At 61.9% G+C, this 15,268-nt stretch carries 13 protein-coding genes; 5 read left to right on the top strand and 8 right to left on the bottom strand.

The features are described 5' to 3' along the window. Nucleotides 1-93: 93 nt before the first annotated feature. A complete protein-coding gene (locus SA496_RS02845) occupies nt 94-1,440 on the bottom strand; it encodes a tryptophan--tRNA ligase (RefSeq protein ID WP_120652883.1) in 1,347 nt (448 codons plus the stop codon). A 29-nt stretch (nt 1,441-1,469) separates the two neighbouring features. Further along, nucleotides 1,470-2,099 (bottom strand): alpha/beta hydrolase, encoded by a 630-nt coding sequence (locus SA496_RS02840; protein WP_153922249.1) that lies wholly within the window; start codon nt 2,097-2,099, stop codon nt 1,470-1,472. A gap of 126 nt (nt 2,100-2,225) precedes the next feature. Between SA496_RS02840 and SA496_RS02835 the strand changes: the two genes are divergently transcribed. Then, nucleotides 2,226-2,666, top strand: a complete 441-nt coding sequence (locus tag SA496_RS02835; protein WP_028628476.1) for a YhcB family protein — start codon at nt 2,226-2,228, stop codon at nt 2,664-2,666. A gap of 85 nt (nt 2,667-2,751) precedes the next feature. On the opposite strand, the gene cysN is transcribed toward SA496_RS02835, so the two are convergent. Continuing rightward, a complete protein-coding gene (gene cysN, locus SA496_RS02830; protein WP_120652884.1) occupies nt 2,752-4,653 on the bottom strand; it encodes a sulfate adenylyltransferase subunit CysN in 1,902 nt (633 codons plus the stop codon). A 12-nt stretch (nt 4,654-4,665) separates the two neighbouring features. Then, a complete protein-coding gene (gene cysD, locus SA496_RS02825) occupies nt 4,666-5,583 on the bottom strand; it encodes a sulfate adenylyltransferase subunit CysD (RefSeq protein ID WP_120652885.1) in 918 nt (305 codons plus the stop codon). A gap of 334 nt (nt 5,584-5,917) precedes the next feature. Between cysD and mltB the strand changes: the two genes are divergently transcribed. Beyond that, nucleotides 5,918-7,015: a lytic murein transglycosylase B gene (gene mltB / locus SA496_RS02820; RefSeq protein WP_330115025.1), complete on the top strand. Its 1,098-nt coding sequence runs from the start codon at nt 5,918-5,920 to the stop codon at nt 7,013-7,015. A 48-nt stretch (nt 7,016-7,063) separates the two neighbouring features. On the opposite strand, the gene SA496_RS02815 is transcribed toward mltB, so the two are convergent. Next, nucleotides 7,064-7,822, bottom strand: a complete 759-nt coding sequence (locus SA496_RS02815; RefSeq protein ID WP_120652887.1) for a Nif3-like dinuclear metal center hexameric protein — start codon at nt 7,820-7,822, stop codon at nt 7,064-7,066. A 111-nt stretch (nt 7,823-7,933) separates the two neighbouring features. On the opposite strand from SA496_RS02815, the gene algW reads away from it, so the two are divergent. The 3 genes from algW to SA496_RS02800 all read left to right on the top strand — a co-directional run bounded on the left by algW (nt 7,934) and on the right by SA496_RS02800 (nt 12,054). Then, nucleotides 7,934-9,085: a Do family serine endopeptidase AlgW gene (algW, locus tag SA496_RS02810; protein WP_120652888.1), complete on the top strand. Its 1,152-nt coding sequence runs from the start codon at nt 7,934-7,936 to the stop codon at nt 9,083-9,085. A gap of 128 nt (nt 9,086-9,213) precedes the next feature. After that, nucleotides 9,214-11,313 carry a TonB-dependent siderophore receptor gene (locus SA496_RS02805; RefSeq protein ID WP_330115024.1) on the top strand — a complete coding sequence of 700 codons (2,100 nt, stop codon included), beginning with the start codon at nt 9,214-9,216 and terminating at the stop codon, nt 11,311-11,313. A gap of 12 nt (nt 11,314-11,325) precedes the next feature. Continuing rightward, nucleotides 11,326-12,054: a DUF4198 domain-containing protein gene (locus tag SA496_RS02800; protein WP_153922242.1), complete on the top strand. Its 729-nt coding sequence runs from the start codon at nt 11,326-11,328 to the stop codon at nt 12,052-12,054. A gap of 64 nt (nt 12,055-12,118) precedes the next feature. Here the strand turns inward: SA496_RS02800 and hisC are convergent, their stop codons facing one another. The 3 genes from hisC to hisG form a co-directional block, all read right to left on the bottom strand. After that, on the bottom strand, nt 12,119-13,171 hold the full coding sequence (gene hisC, locus SA496_RS02795) for a histidinol-phosphate transaminase (RefSeq protein ID WP_153922239.1): 1,053 nt from the start codon (nt 13,169-13,171) through the stop codon (nt 12,119-12,121). A 2-nt stretch (nt 13,172-13,173) separates the two neighbouring features. Continuing rightward, entirely contained in the window at nt 13,174-14,487 is a 1,314-nt protein-coding gene (hisD, locus tag SA496_RS02790; protein ID WP_120652892.1) for a histidinol dehydrogenase, read from the bottom strand. A gap of 122 nt (nt 14,488-14,609) precedes the next feature. Next, nucleotides 14,610-15,245 (bottom strand): ATP phosphoribosyltransferase, encoded by a 636-nt coding sequence (gene hisG, locus SA496_RS02785; RefSeq protein ID WP_330115023.1) that lies wholly within the window; start codon nt 15,243-15,245, stop codon nt 14,610-14,612. Between the last annotated feature and the right edge of the window lie 23 nt (nt 15,246-15,268).

The following is a 15,268-nucleotide window of genomic DNA, read 5'->3' as shown; positions in this document are numbered from 1 at the left end:
TCGATAGCAAGGCAACGAAAAACGGGGCAGGTACTTTAGAGCCTGCCCCGTCGATTGGCAATTGGCCGGCTGAACCGGCCGCTGGAAAGACAGTTATTCCTGGGGGGCGAGAGCCGAGTAGAGGCGCTGGATCGCCGCATCTCGGGCCGCAGCATCGGCGAACGCCGGGCTGGAGGCCACTTGCTCATCGTCCAGCCAGATGCCGAACGCGTCTTCTTCCACACGCAGATCCAGCTCATCGCCCGACTGCAGGCGCTTGCTGGCCTGGCCAGCTGCTTTGCCGTCGGCAAAAGATCGCGAGAGCAGCAACTGCTCGCCATCGGCGTCCAGCAGGCGGAAGCGGAAGCTGCCATCTTCATCGCGGAAGCTGACGAAACGGGCGCTCTTGGCGGCCTTCTTCTTGGTGTCGCCGCCGGCCTGCACGTTGGTGCGGAAGGAACGCAGGCCGACCGCCTCACGCAGCTCGTTGAGGAAAGGCGTAGCGATCTTGCGAGCCTTGGCGGCGCCAGCTAGGAGAATGTCTTCCAGATCGGATGGACGCTCGATCAGTGCGTGATAGCGCTCGCGAGCCTCACCCAGTTCGTTGTCCAGCAATTGGAACAGGCGCTGCTTGGCTTCACCCCAAGCGAGGCCCGCCAGCAGGTCGGCGCGGAACTCGGCCAGCTGCACTGGAGTGGCGAAGGCCTGGTAGAGGGTGAACAGGTGGGCGTTGTCCGGATCCTTCGGTTCACCCGGCGCGCGGGAGTCGGTGACGATACGGGCAATGGCGTCCTTCAGTTGCTTGGCACTGCCGAACAGCGGAATGGTGTTGTCGTAACTCTTCGACATCTTGCGGCCATCGAGACCGGGCAGGGTCGCCACTTCTTCCTCGATCACCGCCTCGGGCAGGGTGAAGAACTCACGGCCAGCGCCGAACAGGTGGTTGAAGCGCTGACCGATGTCGCGGGCCATCTCCACGTGCTGGATCTGGTCGCGCCCTACCGGCACCTTGTGCGCGTTGAACATCAGGATGTCCGCAGCCATCAGCACCGGGTAGCTGTACAGGCCCATGGTGACACCTGCGTCCGGGTCTTCACCGTTCTCCAGGTTCTTGTCCACGGAAGCCTTGTAGGCGTGCGCGCGGTTCAACAGCCCCTTGGCACTGACGCAGGTAAGCAGCCAGGTGAGTTCGGGAATTTCGGGAATGTCGGACTGGCGATAGAAGGTCGCCTTGTCGGTATCCAGGCCACAGGCCAGCCAGGTGGCGGCGATTTCAAGCCGCGAGCGCTGGATACGGGCCGGGTCGTCGCACTTGATCAGTGCGTGGTAGTCGGCCAGGAAGTAGAAGGAGTCGACGTCGCTGGCGCGGCTGGCGACGATGGCCGGGCGGATTGCGCCCGCGTAGTTGCCCAGGTGCGGCGTGCCGGTGGTGGTAATGCCGGTAAGGATTCGAGTGCTCATGGAGTTCGCTTGTCGGACTACGTTCAGAATCAGAGACGCGGCAGGACCAGGTCCTTGAGATCGGTCAGCTTGCCGTGGAAGAAGTGCCCGCATTCTGCCACTTTCAGCAGCTCATGGGGACGCGCAAGGCCGGCGGACCAGTCGTAGACCGCCTGGGGTGGGACGACCTCGTCGGCGTCCGGCTGGATGACGGCCAGTTCACCCCTCTCGGGCAACGGGTTGTCCGCAGTCAGGCGCATTACGGCCGGAGCCACCATGAACAGACGCGGAACCGTGATGCCCTGACGTTCCAGACGACCAGCCAGACTGGCCGCAACGAAGCCCCCGAAGGAGAAGCCGAACAGGGTCAGCGTCAGCTCCGGACGTTGCGCACGGAACCAGTGGGCCGCAGCTTCGGCATCGTCCACTTCGCCTGTTCCCATGTCATGACTGCCAGCGCTGGCACCCACGCCACGATAGTTGAATCGCAAGGTGCTGTAGCCTGCGTCACGGGCAGTGCGCTGCAGGGTAGAAACCACTTTGTTGAGCATGGTGCCGCCTTGCACCGGGTTGGGATGACAGATCAGCGCCAGGCCCTTGGCCTCAGGCAAATCAAGATGCAGCGCCTCGAGTTGACCGCATGGGCCATCGAGCAGAAGAGGGTTTTCGCGGATCAACAAGGGAAACTCCGTGACCTCGTGACGGGTCGACTCGTCTTGGATTAGCACAACAGGGCTTGTGTCGCGGTATACAGCGCGGATTCGAGCCGTTAACGTAAAGCAAAGCCGTTTATAGAGGAAGGACTCGTGGAACAGTCGCTCACCGTCTGGTTGTTACCAGCCTTCGCCCTGCTCGCCGGTATCGGCATCGGTTTCCTGATCGCCCGTCTGGTGCCAAATGCGGCTCCAAGCCGGACGCAGCGTCAGCTGGATGATCTGCAGGAACGCTTCGATACCTATCAGAGCGAGGTGGTCACTCACTTCAACACCACCGCCAGCCTGGTGAAAAAGCTTACCCAGAGCTACCAGGAAGTACAGGAGCATCTGTCCGAAGGCGCCAGCCGCCTGGCTCTGGACGAACTGACCCGCCAGCGTCTGCTGGCTGCGCTGCACGCTGACGAGGCTGCCAGCCCACGCGAGCGCCTGACCCCGCCCAAGAGTAACGAAGCACCGAAAGACTATGCACCCAAGGCACCGGACGCCCCCGGCACCCTGGACGAGACTTTCGGCCTTAAAGGCAAGTACTGATTTCCAGCAGGCTGGCCCAACGGCCGGTCTAATCGGAAGGCAATAAAAAGCCCCGCATTTGCGGGGCTTTTTATTGGGCTAGGCGTTAGATCGCACCGCGTTCGCGGAGCACCTCAAGCACCAGCTTCACACCTTCTTCCACATTGACGGACTGAGTATCGATCACCAGATCGGCATTCAGAGGAACATCGTAGGGGAAGGACTCACCCGGGATATTGTCCTGGCCAGCAGCGTAGAGGCCTTGTGGATCACGCTCGCGGCATGCCAGTGGCGATGCCTGCACGTAGACGGTGATCAGGCGGTCGGCACCGATCAGCGCCTTGGCCTGCTCGCGCCCTTCGGCATCCGGCGCCACGAAAGCAGCCAGGGTAACCAGGCCGGCTTCGTTGAACTGACGCGCGACGTGAGCGGCTCGACGCCAGTTCTCAGTGCGCCCAGCTCGATCTTGCGGCAGTCCCTTGTTCAGGTCGTGGCGCAGGTTCTGACCATCAAGCACGTAGACGGCACGCCCCATGTCGAACAGCTTGCGTTCCACGGCATAGGCCAGTGTGCTCTTGCCAGCGCCGGACAGGCCACTGAACAGCACGGTTGCCGGTTGCTGGCCGAACCGAGCGGACCGCTCTTCGCGAGAAACGTGGGCCAGCTTGCCATGGTGGCCAACGACGTTACGGCCCGCCTGCGGGTCGGCAATGATCATGCCGGCGCCGACGGTGCCATTGGTCAGGCGGTCGATAACGATGAAAGCACCAGTCGTGCGGTTCTGCTCGTAGCCATCGAGAGCAACGGAGGCATCCAGGCTGACCTTGACCTTGGCGATCTCGTTCAACTGCAGGCTGCTGGCTGGGGCTTCTTCAAGGGTATTGACGTCCACCTTGTGCACGATGCTCGGGATGGAGCCCGGCACATAGCTGGTTGCGCGCTTGATGTCGTATTTCTTGCCCGGAAGCATGGGCTCCTCGGCCATCCATACCAGCATGGCGTCGAAGCTGTCGGTCACCACGGGACGGTTGTCGGCATGTACCAGCATGTCGCCGCGGGAGACGTCGATCTCGTCTTCCAGGGTCAGGGTAACCGCCTGGCCGGGACCTGCCTGCTCCAGTTCACCTTCGTAGGTGACGATGGACTTGACCCGGCTACCCTTGCCGGACGGCAGGGCTACCACGTCGTCCCCCTTGCGCACGATGCCGCTGGCGAGGGTGCCGGCGAAGCCGCGGAAGTTCAGGTTCGGACGGTTCACGTACTGCACCGGGAAGCGCATATCGGAGACGTTTCGGTCGCCGGCGATTTCCACGGTTTCAAGGATTTCCATCAGCGACTGCCCGGTGTACCAGGGCGAGCGCTCGCTCTTGTTCACCACGTTGTCGCCCTTCAGCGCCGACATCGGCACGAAGTGGATCGAAGTGGGGTTGAGCTTGATGCGTTCGGCAAACTGCAGGTAGTCGGCCTTGATGCTCTCGAACACACCCTGGTCGAAGTCTTTCAGGTCCATCTTGTTGATGGCGACGACGATGTGCTTGATACCCAGCAAGGACGCGATGTAGCTGTGCCGGCGGGTCTGGGTCTGCACGCCGTAGCGGGCATCAACCAGGATGATGGCCAGGTCGCAGGTGGACGCGCCAGTGGCCATGTTACGGGTGTACTGCTCATGGCCGGGCGTGTCGGCGATGATGAACTTGCGCTTGGCGGTGCTGAAATAGCGGTACGCCACGTCGATGGTGATGCCCTGTTCGCGCTCGGCCTGCAGGCCGTCGACCAGCAGTGCCAGGTCGACATCGTCACCGGTGGTGCCGACTTTTTTGGAGTCGCGGGTAATGGCTTCCAGATGGTCTTCGTAGATCATCTTGGAGTCGTGCAGCAGACGCCCAATCAGGGTGCTCTTGCCGTCGTCGACGTTGCCGCAAGTTAGGAAGCGCAGCAGTTCCTTGCGTTCGTGCTGGGCCAGGTAAGCGAGGATGTCCTCGCTGATCAGATCGGATTGGTGGCTCATGGTGCGGAATCCTTAGAAATAGCCCTGACGTTTCTTCTCTTCCATCGAGCCGGCGGCGTCGTGGTCGATGACCCGCCCCTGGCGTTCGGAAGTACGGGTCAGGAGCATTTCCTGGATGATTTCCGGCAGAGTCGTAGCAGTGGATTCCACCGCACCGGTGAGCGGGTAGCAGCCCAAGGTGCGGAAACGCACCATACGCTTCTCGATGCGTGCTTTCTCTTCGTCGGAGAGATGCTCGAGGATGCGCTCGTCGTCGATCATGATCAGCGTACCGTTCTTCTCGATGACTTCACGCTCGGCGGCGAAGTACAGCGGGACGATCGGGATCTGTTCCAGATAGATGTACTGCCAGATGTCCAGCTCGGTCCAGTTGGACAGCGGGAAGACGCGGATCGACTCGCCCTTCTTCACCTTGCCGTTGTAGACGTTCCACAGTTCCGGGCGCTGGTTCTTCGGGTCCCAGCGATGCTTGCTGTCGCGGAAGGAGTACACACGCTCCTTGGCGCGGGACTTCTCCTCGTCGCGACGGGCGCCGCCGAAGGCCGCATCGAAGCCGTACTTGTCGAGTGCCTGCTTGAGGCCCTCGGTCTTCATCACGTCAGTGTGCTTCGCGCTGCCATGGGTGAAGGGGTTGATGCCCTGGGCGACGCCTTCCGGGTTCACATGAGTGATCAGGTCCAGGCCCATTTCGGCGACCATCTTGTCGCGAAACTGGTACATCTCCTGGAACTTCCAGCGAGTGTCGACATGCATGACCGGGAACGGCAGCTTGCCAGGGAAGAACGCCTTGCGCGCCAGGTGCAGCATGACGGCGGAGTCTTTACCGATGGAGTAGAGCATCACCGGGTTGTCGAATTCGGCGGCCACTTCACGAATGATGTGGATGCTCTCCGCCTCCAGCTGTTTCAGGTGCGTCAGTTTATCGAGCATGGCTACTCACGAAGGTCTTTCTGATACGACGGCCGGCGGGCCGTGGACGAGCGGGCACTCTATCACAGCAGAAGACTCTAACTGGAGGACGGCTTATACCAAAAAAATATACTTATATAGCCGTACGAATTCAGTGACATAGACGTTGCCAGGACCATTTCACCTGAGCCACGACGCAGCCTCGGAGGGTGCAGCAGCTCGGCGGCTCGCACCTTCCTCGGACTTCTGCCAAGAGGGTACGACAGGGCCGGCAGGGCAAACTCAACTCGCGACTTGTGCCTGCGCAGCGGCGCGATAGCATAGCCGGCACATTTTCCTGTCCGGAAGACTTTCTATGCGCCGCGTCGCTTTCGCCCTGCCTTTGCTCGTCCTGATCTCCGCGTGCAGCAGCAAACCAACTTCCGTCCCAAAGCCGGTCCAGAAGCCAAAGCAACCGACGCTCATAACTCCCAGTGCCCATCCGACATTCGGTTCGGTGCAACCGATCACGCCGCTGCGCGGCGACTTCGCGGGCAACGTCGGTGCCCGGCGCTTCATCGATCGCATGGTCAGCCAGCACGACTTCAATCGCCAGCACCTGCAAGACCTGTTCTCCCAAACCCGCGAACTTGATTGGGTGATCCGCCTGATGGACCGCCAGGCGCCCACCTACACACCGCCCAGTGGCCCCAACGGCGCCTGGCTACGCTACCGAAAGAAATTCATCACACCGGGCAACGTGCGCAACGGCGTGTTGTTCTGGGACCAGCACGAAGCTGATCTGCAGCGCGCCTTCCATACGTACGGCGTACCGCCGGAAATCATTGTCGGCATCATCGGTGTGGAGACCCGTTGGGGACGCGTAATGGGCAAGACTCGGATCATCGACGCGCTGGCCACCCTTTCCTTCTCTTACCCTCGCCGCGCCGAGTTCTTCAGTGGCGAACTTGAGCAGTTTCTTCTGCAGGCGCGCAAGGAAGGTGACGACCCACTGTCGCTGCGCGGCTCCTATGCCGGCGCGATGGGCTATGGACAGTTCATGCCGACGTCCTTCACCAAATATGCCGTGGACTTCGATGGCAACGGACAACGAGACTTGTGGAACCCCCGCGATGCTATCGGCAGCGTGGCCAACTACTTCAAGCAGCATGGCTGGATCACCGGCGACGCCGTCGCCGTGCGCGCCATCGGCCAGGCGCGCTCGCTGGAAGACGGCTTCAAGACCCAATATCCGGTCAGTGTCCTGACTGCAGCCGGGCTCCGGCCGCAAAGTTCGCTGGGCAATCACCAAAGCGCCAGCCTGCTGCGCCTGGACATGGGCAACACCTACCAGTACTGGTATGGCCTACCAAACTTCTACGTGATCACCCGCTATAACCACAGCACGCACTACGCCATGGCGGTGTGGGAACTGGGCAAGGCGGTGGAGAGCCAACGTCACAGCTCCCGATGAAAAACGGCCGGTTTACTGAGCCGGCCGTTTTTTCTTTGCCATACGAACTCAGGCAGGATTGGCGCAGTCGATGAACAAGTGCTCGATGGCGAAGCGCTTGGCCAGGTAGTCGCCTAGCGCCTGCACGCCATACCGCTCAGTGGCATGGTGGCCGGCGGCGATGAAACTGACACCATTCTCCCGCGCGCTATGCACTGTCTGTTCGGAGACTTCGCCAGTGAGATAGGCATCGACACCCGCAGCAATCGCCTGATCGATATAGCCCTGTCCACCGCCGGTGCACCAGCCGATCCGGCTGATCATGCGATCGCCCTCCACCACCAGGGGTTCACGCCCGAGCACCTCGCGTACGCGACGGGCGAAGTCGGTGGCGGTCATGGGCTCGGCCAGGGAGCCGATCAACCCGACAGTCCGCGGATTATCCGGCTCTAGTGGGCCTTCGACGATGATGTCCAGTTGGCGCGCGAGCTGCACGTTGTTACCCACATCCGGATGCAGATCCAGCGGCAAGTGATAGGCGAGCAGGCTGACGTCATTGGCTAGCAGGGTCTTCAGGCGACGCTGCTTCATGCCCACCACACAGGGGTTCTCGCCTTTCCAGAAGTAGCCGTGGTGCACCAGTACTACGTCCGCCTCAGCCTCCACTGCGGCGTCCAACAACGCTTGGCTGGCGGTGACGCCGGTGACGATCCGGCTGACCTGCGGACGCCCCTCGACCTGCAGGCCGTTGGGGCAGTAATCCTGGATGCGCGCGGCGTTGAGGTAACGGTCCGCTTCTTCTACCAGGGTGTTCAGGGCAATCGCCATGGCATTCCTCACAAGCTGTTGCGGACGGCTCGTTTTTAACAAGCGCCCTCGTATAATGGCGCCACCTTAAGGGGCACCCCTGCCCCCCGCAACCCTCAGGATTCTCCCTCGATGCTCAAGGCCCTGCGATTTTTCAGCTGGCCCCTGATTGTCGGCGTGCTCGCGGCACTGCTGATCATCCAGCAATACCCGGAATGGGTCGGCCTGCCCCGCCAGGAAGTGCATCTGCAGGAGGCCCCCAAGTTCAATTTCACCCGCCAGGGCCCCGACTCTTATGCCGATGCGGTCACCAGTGCATCGCCTGCGGTTGCCAACCTCTACACCACCAAGATGGTGAGCAAGCCGGCGCATCCGCTGTTCGAAGATCCGCAGTTCCGCCGGTTCTTCGGTGACAACCTGCCGCGCCAGCGACGCATGGAGTCCAGCCTGGGTTCGGCGGTGATCATGAGCCCGGAAGGCTACCTGCTGACCAACAACCACGTGACTGCAGGTGCCGACCAGATCGTGGTAGCCCTGAAAGACGGGCGCGAAACCCTGGCACGCCTGGTGGGAAGCGACCCCGAAACCGACCTCGCGGTGCTGAAGATCGACCTCAAGGATCTCCCGCCGATCACCCTCGGCCGCTCGGACAATATCCGCATCGGCGACGTTGCCCTGGCGATCGGTAACCCTTTCGGAGTCGGCCAGACCGTGACCATGGGCATCATCAGTGCCACCGGCCGGAACCAGTTGGGCCTGAACACCTATGAAGACTTCATCCAGACCGACGCCGCGATCAACCCCGGTAACTCCGGCGGCGCGCTGGTGGACGCCAACGGCAACCTGATCGGCATCAACACCGCGATTTTCTCCAAGTCAGGTGGCTCCCAGGGCATCGGCTTCGCCATTCCGGTCAAACTGGCGCTGGAAGTCATGAAGGCGATCGTCGAGCACGGCTCGGTGATTCGCGGCTGGCTAGGCATCGAAGTACAACCCCTGACCCCGGAGCTCGCGGAATCCTTCGGCCTGGAAGGTCGCCCCGGCATCGTAGTCGCCGGCATCTACCGCGACAGCCCAGCCCAACGCGCCACCCTGCAACCCGGTGACATCATTCTCAGCATCGACGGCGAACCGGCTGGTGACGGCCGCCGCTCGATGAACCAGGTGGCGCGTACTCGCCCCGGTGAGAAGGTAAGCATTCAGGTGATGCGCAACGGCCAGGAACTGGAATTGACCGCAGAAGTCGGTGTGCGGCCGCCGCCCAGTAGCAACGGCGGCAGCTGATCGACAAACACGGCGCCTGAGGGCGCCGTTTTCGATTTCTGGGCCAAAGCAGGAATCATCCGACGCTGGACAAGAACGATTCTCGCCTTGCAAAATGTTATGTTATTACATCCTCTTCGAGACTTCCGATGCGCTCCCACCACCTTGCGCCTGTCACCGGGTTGCTTCTCAGCCTGCTGGGCGAAGCCACTGCCGCCGAAGCGACCCTCCCCCTTCTACTGGACGACATTCAGATCAACGAGCACCGCCAGGAAAACGCGGATGGCCCGGTACGCGGCTACCGCGCAACCCGTTCGGCCAGTGCTACCCGCACCGATACCGATATCCGCGACATCCCCCAGGCGATAAGCGTGATTCCGGCTCAAGTGCTGGAGGACCTGGACATTTCCCGCCTCGATCGAGCCTTGGATTTCGCCGGGGGCGCATCGCGGCAGAACAACTTCGGCGGCCTGACCTTACTCTCCTACAGCATCCGCGGCTTCACCACGGGCGAGTTGTACAAGAACGGTTTCGCAATAAACCGCGGCAGCTACAGCTCGCCAGACACCTCCGTCATCGAGCGCATCGAAGTGCTCAAGGGACCCGCCGCCAGCCTGTATGGGCGCGGCGATCCGGGTGGCACTGTGAATATAGTGACCAAGAAGCCCCAGGCCGAACGCTTCTCGCGCTTCAAGGCCAGTGCCGGGAGTTGGGACCGCTATCGCGTCAGCCTGGATGTCAACGCGCCGCTCGATGATGAAGACATGCTGCTGTCGCGCATCAATCTGGCAACTGAGGACAACGGCAGCTTTCGCAACCATGCCGGCAACCAACGCCTGGCGATCAGCCCCTCCCTGAGCTGGCAACTGACCCCCGATACCCGCCTGCTGCTGGAGACGGAATTCGTCCAGCACGAATCGGTGTTCGATCGCGGTATCCCGGCCGTGAACGGAGAGCTGGGAACGGTCAAACGCTCCACCTTCCTCGGCGAACCCAACGACGGTGAAGTCCGCAATCGCAACCAGATGATCCAGGCCAGCCTGGAGCATCACCTCAATGACAGCTGGAAACTGCGCCTGGCCAATCATTACGCCCAGGGACACTTGCAGGGTGACTCCTCAGAGACCTCACGACTGATCGGCACCCAGGTGACCCGTTTCTATCGCCAGCGGGATTTCGAGTGGAACGACAGCATCACTCAACTGGAACTGCATGGCCTCTTCGAGACGGGCAATTGGCTGCACCAGAGCCTGGCTGGCATCGAGTACGAGAACTACCGCAACAGCCAGAAGTACCCACAAAGCCTGACATCACTGGATTACGGCCTGGACATCTATAACCCGGTGTACGGCAGGCCGAAGCCGCCAATCGTCAATCCAAACGACTTCTTCGAACAGGTGGAAAGCCGCGCATTGAACCTGCAGGACCAGATCGACTTCGGCCAAGGCTGGAAGGGCTTGATCGGCGCCCGCTTCGAGCATTTCGAACAGACGGCACTGAACCGCGCGACGCGAATCAGCAATGGCCAGGACAAGGAAAGCCTGACCCTGCGAAGCGGCCTGCTCTACCAGCTGACACCAGAGATAGGCCTGTTCGCCAACGCGGCCACATCAGTCAAACCCAACGCAATCGGCAGCCAGGGCACTGGCTTCGATCCGGAAAAAGGTTTCGGCAAGGAGGCTGGCTTAAAGCTCGACCTGCTGGGTGGCCGCATCGGTGCAACGGTCGCACTCTTCCACATCGACAAGGAAAACGTACTCACGGCCGCCCCAAACAATCCCGGCGAAAACATCGCAGCCGGCCGCGCGCGCAGCCAGGGCCTGGACCTGCAGGTCAGTGGACAGCTGACCGACACGGTACGGCTGATCGGCGCCTATGCCTACATCGACGCTGAGATCACCAAGGACAACGTGCTGCCCGAAGGCAGTCGCCTGCTCGGCGTGCCCGAGCACAGTGGCAGCCTGCTGGCTGTCTATGAGTTCCAGGGCGGTCGTCTGCACGGCTCGGATATCGGAGCCGCCCTCAACTATGTAGGCAATCGCTCCGGCCAGGCCGGCAGCCCGCTCGAGCTCCCTGCCTACGCCACCCTCGACCTGCTCGCCCATTACAAGGCGAGCGAACGAGCAACAGTCGGCCTGAACCTCAACAACCTCTTCGACCGCAAGTACTACGAGCGCTCGTACAACAGCGCTTGGGTCATGCCCGGCGAGCCCCGCAACCTCAACTTCAGTCTCACCCTCGACCTCTGATAGGAAATCTCCATGCGCCTGGACAAACGCTTCTTCCTCACCCCCATCCTTGCAGCTGCCTTCGCAGGTCACGTTCATGCCCACGGACTGTGGACCGAACAACGGCGCGGCAACATCGAAGTGATCTACGGACACGGCGCCGAAGACGACGCCTTCAAGGCGGATAAAGTCAGCGGTGCCTGGGCCTTTGACGCACAGGGGCGGATGATCCCGGTGTCGGTCGAGCGCCTGGTGGACCATGCACGGCTCAAACCCTTGAAAGCGCCAGCAATCCTGGCGGTAGCCCTGGACAACGGTCCTTGGTCGCAGACCGCCGACAAGCAGTGGATAAACCAGGGGCAGCGGCAAGTTCCCGGGGCTGTTGCGTCCATCCATACCTGGAAGTACAACCTGGCGTTTTATCAATCAGGAACGCAGCTCCCGGAGCTCAAGCGCATACGCCTGGCGATAGTGCCGGAAGCCGATCCGCTGGCGGTTGGACCGGGTAATTCGCTGCCGGTAAGGGTGCTACTGGACGGCAAGCCGGCGTCCGGTGTCGAACTGATCGGCGACTACCGGGGCGAACCCGATACCGTAAGCGCCACAACCGACGCCGACGGTCGCGCCAAGGTGCCGGTACGCAATTCCGGGCTGAACATCATCGCCGCCCAAGTCACCCTGGATACTCCGAACGATCCCGACGTGAAACAGCACGGACTGTTCAGTTCGCTGACCTTCCTTGGCGCACCGCACCACGAATGAGCGCCCAAGAAAAAAGCCGAGGCGGTGACCCGCGCTCGGCTTTTCTTTTACTCACCCGCGAAAATCAGAGATTACGCAAGGCATCCAGCAACGCCTGGTTCTGCTCGGGCGTGCCAATGGTGATGCGCAGGAACTGGGCAATTCGCTCCTGCTTGAAGTGGCGAACGATCACGCCCTGTTCGCGCAATCCAGCGGCAATGCTGGCGGCATCCTTCTGGGGATGGCGCGCGAATACGAAGTTGGCCGCCGAGGGCAGCACCTCGAAGCCCAGCTTTCCCAGATCAGCCACTAGCGATTCGCGGCTGTCGATCACCTTGCGGCAGGTTGCCTCGAAGTACGCCTTGTCTTCGAACGCAACCGCGGCACCAGCGATTGCCATGCGATCCAGCGGGTAGGAGTTGAAGCTGTTCTTGATCCGCTCCAGCGCCTCGATCAGGTCCGGATGGCCGACAGCCAGGCCAACCCGCAGCCCCGCCAGAGACCGGGACTTGGACAGGGTCTGGGTCACCAGCAGGTTCGGATAGCGGTCCACCATGCTGATAGCCGTCTCGCCACCGAAGTCGATGTAGGCCTCGTCCACCAGCACTACGGTGTCCGGGTTGGCCCTGAGCAGACGTTCGATAGCCTCCAGCGCCAGCAGGCAGCCAGTGGGTGCATTGGGGTTGGGGAAGACGATGCCGCCATTGGGGCGCGCATAGTCTTCGACGCGAATCTGAAACTGTTCGTCCAGCGGCAGCGCCTCGAAGGGGATGCCATACAGCCCACAGTAGACCGGGTAGAAGCTGTAGCTCACATCCGGGAACAGCAGCGGCTTGCCGTGCTGGAACAGGCCGTGGAAAGCGTGTGCCAGGACCTCGTCCGAGCCGTTGCCGACGAACACCTGGTTCGTCTGCACACCGTAGTAGTCGGCCACCGCCTGCTTCAGGCGGTCACTGTTCGGGTCTGGATACAGGCGCAGGTTGTCACCCACCTCAGCCTGCATGGCCGCCACCGCTTTGGGCGACGGACCGTAAGGATTCTCGTTGGTGTTCAGCTTGACCAGCTTCGCCAGCTTGGGCTGCTCGCCAGGAACGTAGGGCACCAGGCCCTTGACGAAGGGACTCCAGAATTTGCTCATGCTCACTCCCCCTTGATGCGGAATTCGGCGCTGCGCGCGTGGGCTGTCAGAGACTCGCCCCGGGCCAGGATGGACGCGGTCTTGCCCAGTTCGGACGCGCCGTCGGCCGAGCAGAAAATGATCGAGGAACGCTTCTGGAAGTCGTACACACCCAGCGGTGAGGAGAAGCGCGCAGTGCCGGAGGTCGGCAGAACGTGGTTCGGACCAGCGCAGTAGTCGCCCAAGGCTTCGGCGGTATAACGCCCCATGAAGATGGCGCCGGCGTGGCGGATATGCGGGAGCCAGGACTGCGGATCGGCAACGGACAGCTCCAGGTGCTCGGGAGCGATGCGGTTGGCCACTTGGCACGCCTGGGCCTCATCGGCCACCAGGATCAGTGCGCCGCGGTTCTCCAGGGAGGTGCGAATGATCTCGGCACGCTCCATGGTCGGGAGCAGTTTGTCGATGCTGGCGGCAACCTTGTCGAGGAAGGCGGCATCGGGGCTGACCAGGATGGCCTGGGCGTCTTCGTCGTGCTCGGCCTGCGAGAAAAGGTCCATGGCGATCCAGTCGGGATCGGTGCCGCCATCGCAGACCACGAGAATTTCCGACGGACCAGCAATCATATCGATACCTACCTGTCCGAAGACGTGGCGCTTGGCCGTGGCGACATAGATGTTGCCCGGACCGACGATCTTGTCCACCTGGGGCACGCTCTCGGTGCCATAGGCCAGTGCGGCCACCGCCTGGGCGCCGCCGATGGTGAAGACACGGTCCACCCCAGCCACACAGGCAGCCGCAAGGACGATCTCGTTGATTTCGCCGCGAGGCGTCGGCACGACCATCACCACCTCGGCAACTCCAGCGACCTTGGCGGGAATCGCATTCATCAACACGGACGACGGATACGACGCCTTGCCGCCGGGCACATAAAGACCTGCGCGATCCAGCGGAGTTACCTGCTGGCCCAGTACCGTGCCGTCGGCTTCGGTGTAGGTCCAGGAGTCCTGTTTCTGCTTCTCGTGATAGCTACGCACACGAGCGGCAGCGGTTTCCAGCGCCTTGCGCTGCTCGGCGGTAATACGGGTCAGGGCCAGCTCCAAGCGCTCGCGCGGAAGGATCAGTTCCGCCATGGTGGTCGCCTGCACACCGTCGAAGCGCTGGGTGAACTCGACTACAGCAGCGTCGCCACGCTCACGCACGGCCTGGATGATGTCGAGGACACGCTGGTTGACCGCTTCGTCGGATACGCTTTCCCAGCTCAGCAGATGATCCAGGTGTCGCGCGAAATCCTGATCAGCGGCATTGAGTCGGCGGATGGCGATTGGAGCGGTCATAGCGGGCCTCTTGAATGGCAATTGCTCGGGCGCCGCTAGAGTAGCAAGCCCACCGTGCGGGCACCCGAGAATATTGGCTATGACACGGATAGGCGCGTGCGGCGCAGGGCCGCACTCAGGTGTCAGCTGCGGTGTCGAGACTCGACCGCGCTGCGCAGCACTTCGATCAGTGCCTGGATGCGCGCGTGCTGCATCTTCATCGATGCCTTGTTGACGATCAGTCGCGAGCTGATGGTGGCGATCAACTCCTGGGGTTCCAGGCCGTTGGCGCGCAGGGTATTGCCGGTGTCGACGACGTCGATGATCTTGTCAGCCAGGCCCACCAGGGGCGCCAGCTCCATCGAGCCATAGAGCTTGATCACATCGACCTGGCGGCCCTGTTCGGCGTAGTAGCGTTTGGCGACGTTGACGAATTTGGTGGCTACGCGAAGGCGCCCCTTTGGCTCAGGCGCACCGATCGCGCCAGCGGTCATCAGCTTGCAGCAGGCGATCCTGAGGTCCAGCGGCTCGTACAGGCCCTGGCCGCCGTACTCCATCAACACGTCCTTGCCAGCAACGCCGAGATCGGCCGCGCCATGCTCGACATAGGTCGGCACGTCAGTGGCACGCACGATGAGCAGGCGTACATCCTCCTGGGTAGTAGGGATGATCAGCTTGCGGCTCTTGTCCGGATTCTCGGTGGGTACGATGCCGGCCTCGGCAAGTAGCGGCAGGGTGTCGTCGAGAATTCGGCCCTTGGACAGCGCGATGGTGAGCATGAAACTGGATTTCCTTGGCTACG

Source organism: Pseudomonas sp. JS3066 (genome assembly GCF_036328175.1).
Taxonomy (GTDB): Bacteria; Pseudomonadota; Gammaproteobacteria; order Pseudomonadales; family Pseudomonadaceae; genus Metapseudomonas.
This window is presented reverse-complemented; position numbering and strand designations above follow the sequence as displayed.

Coding starts and splice junctions, on each gene's coding strand:
- SA496_RS02815 (WP_120652887.1), bottom strand. CDS start 7,822: ATGGCGATTGCCCTGAACACCCTGGTAGAAGAAGCGGACCGTTACCTC.
- mltB (WP_330115025.1), top strand. CDS start 5,918: ATGCGCCGCGTCGCTTTCGCCCTGCCTTTGCTCGTCCTGATCTCCGCG.
- cysD (WP_120652885.1), bottom strand. CDS start 5,583: ATGCTCGATAAACTGACGCACCTGAAACAGCTGGAGGCGGAGAGCATC.
- hisD (WP_120652892.1), bottom strand. CDS start 14,487: ATGACCGCTCCAATCGCCATCCGCCGACTCAATGCCGCTGATCAGGAT.
- SA496_RS02805 (WP_330115024.1), top strand. CDS start 9,214: ATGCGCTCCCACCACCTTGCGCCTGTCACCGGGTTGCTTCTCAGCCTG.
- hisC (WP_153922239.1), bottom strand. CDS start 13,171: ATGAGCAAATTCTGGAGTCCCTTCGTCAAGGGCCTGGTGCCCTACGTT.
- algW (WP_120652888.1), top strand. CDS start 7,934: ATGCTCAAGGCCCTGCGATTTTTCAGCTGGCCCCTGATTGTCGGCGTG.
- SA496_RS02845 (WP_120652883.1), bottom strand. CDS start 1,440: ATGAGCACTCGAATCCTTACCGGCATTACCACCACCGGCACGCCGCAC.
- cysN (WP_120652884.1), bottom strand. CDS start 4,653: ATGAGCCACCAATCCGATCTGATCAGCGAGGACATCCTCGCTTACCTG.
- hisG (WP_330115023.1), bottom strand. CDS start 15,245: ATGCTCACCATCGCGCTGTCCAAGGGCCGAATTCTCGACGACACCCTG.
- SA496_RS02800 (WP_153922242.1), top strand. CDS start 11,326: ATGCGCCTGGACAAACGCTTCTTCCTCACCCCCATCCTTGCAGCTGCC.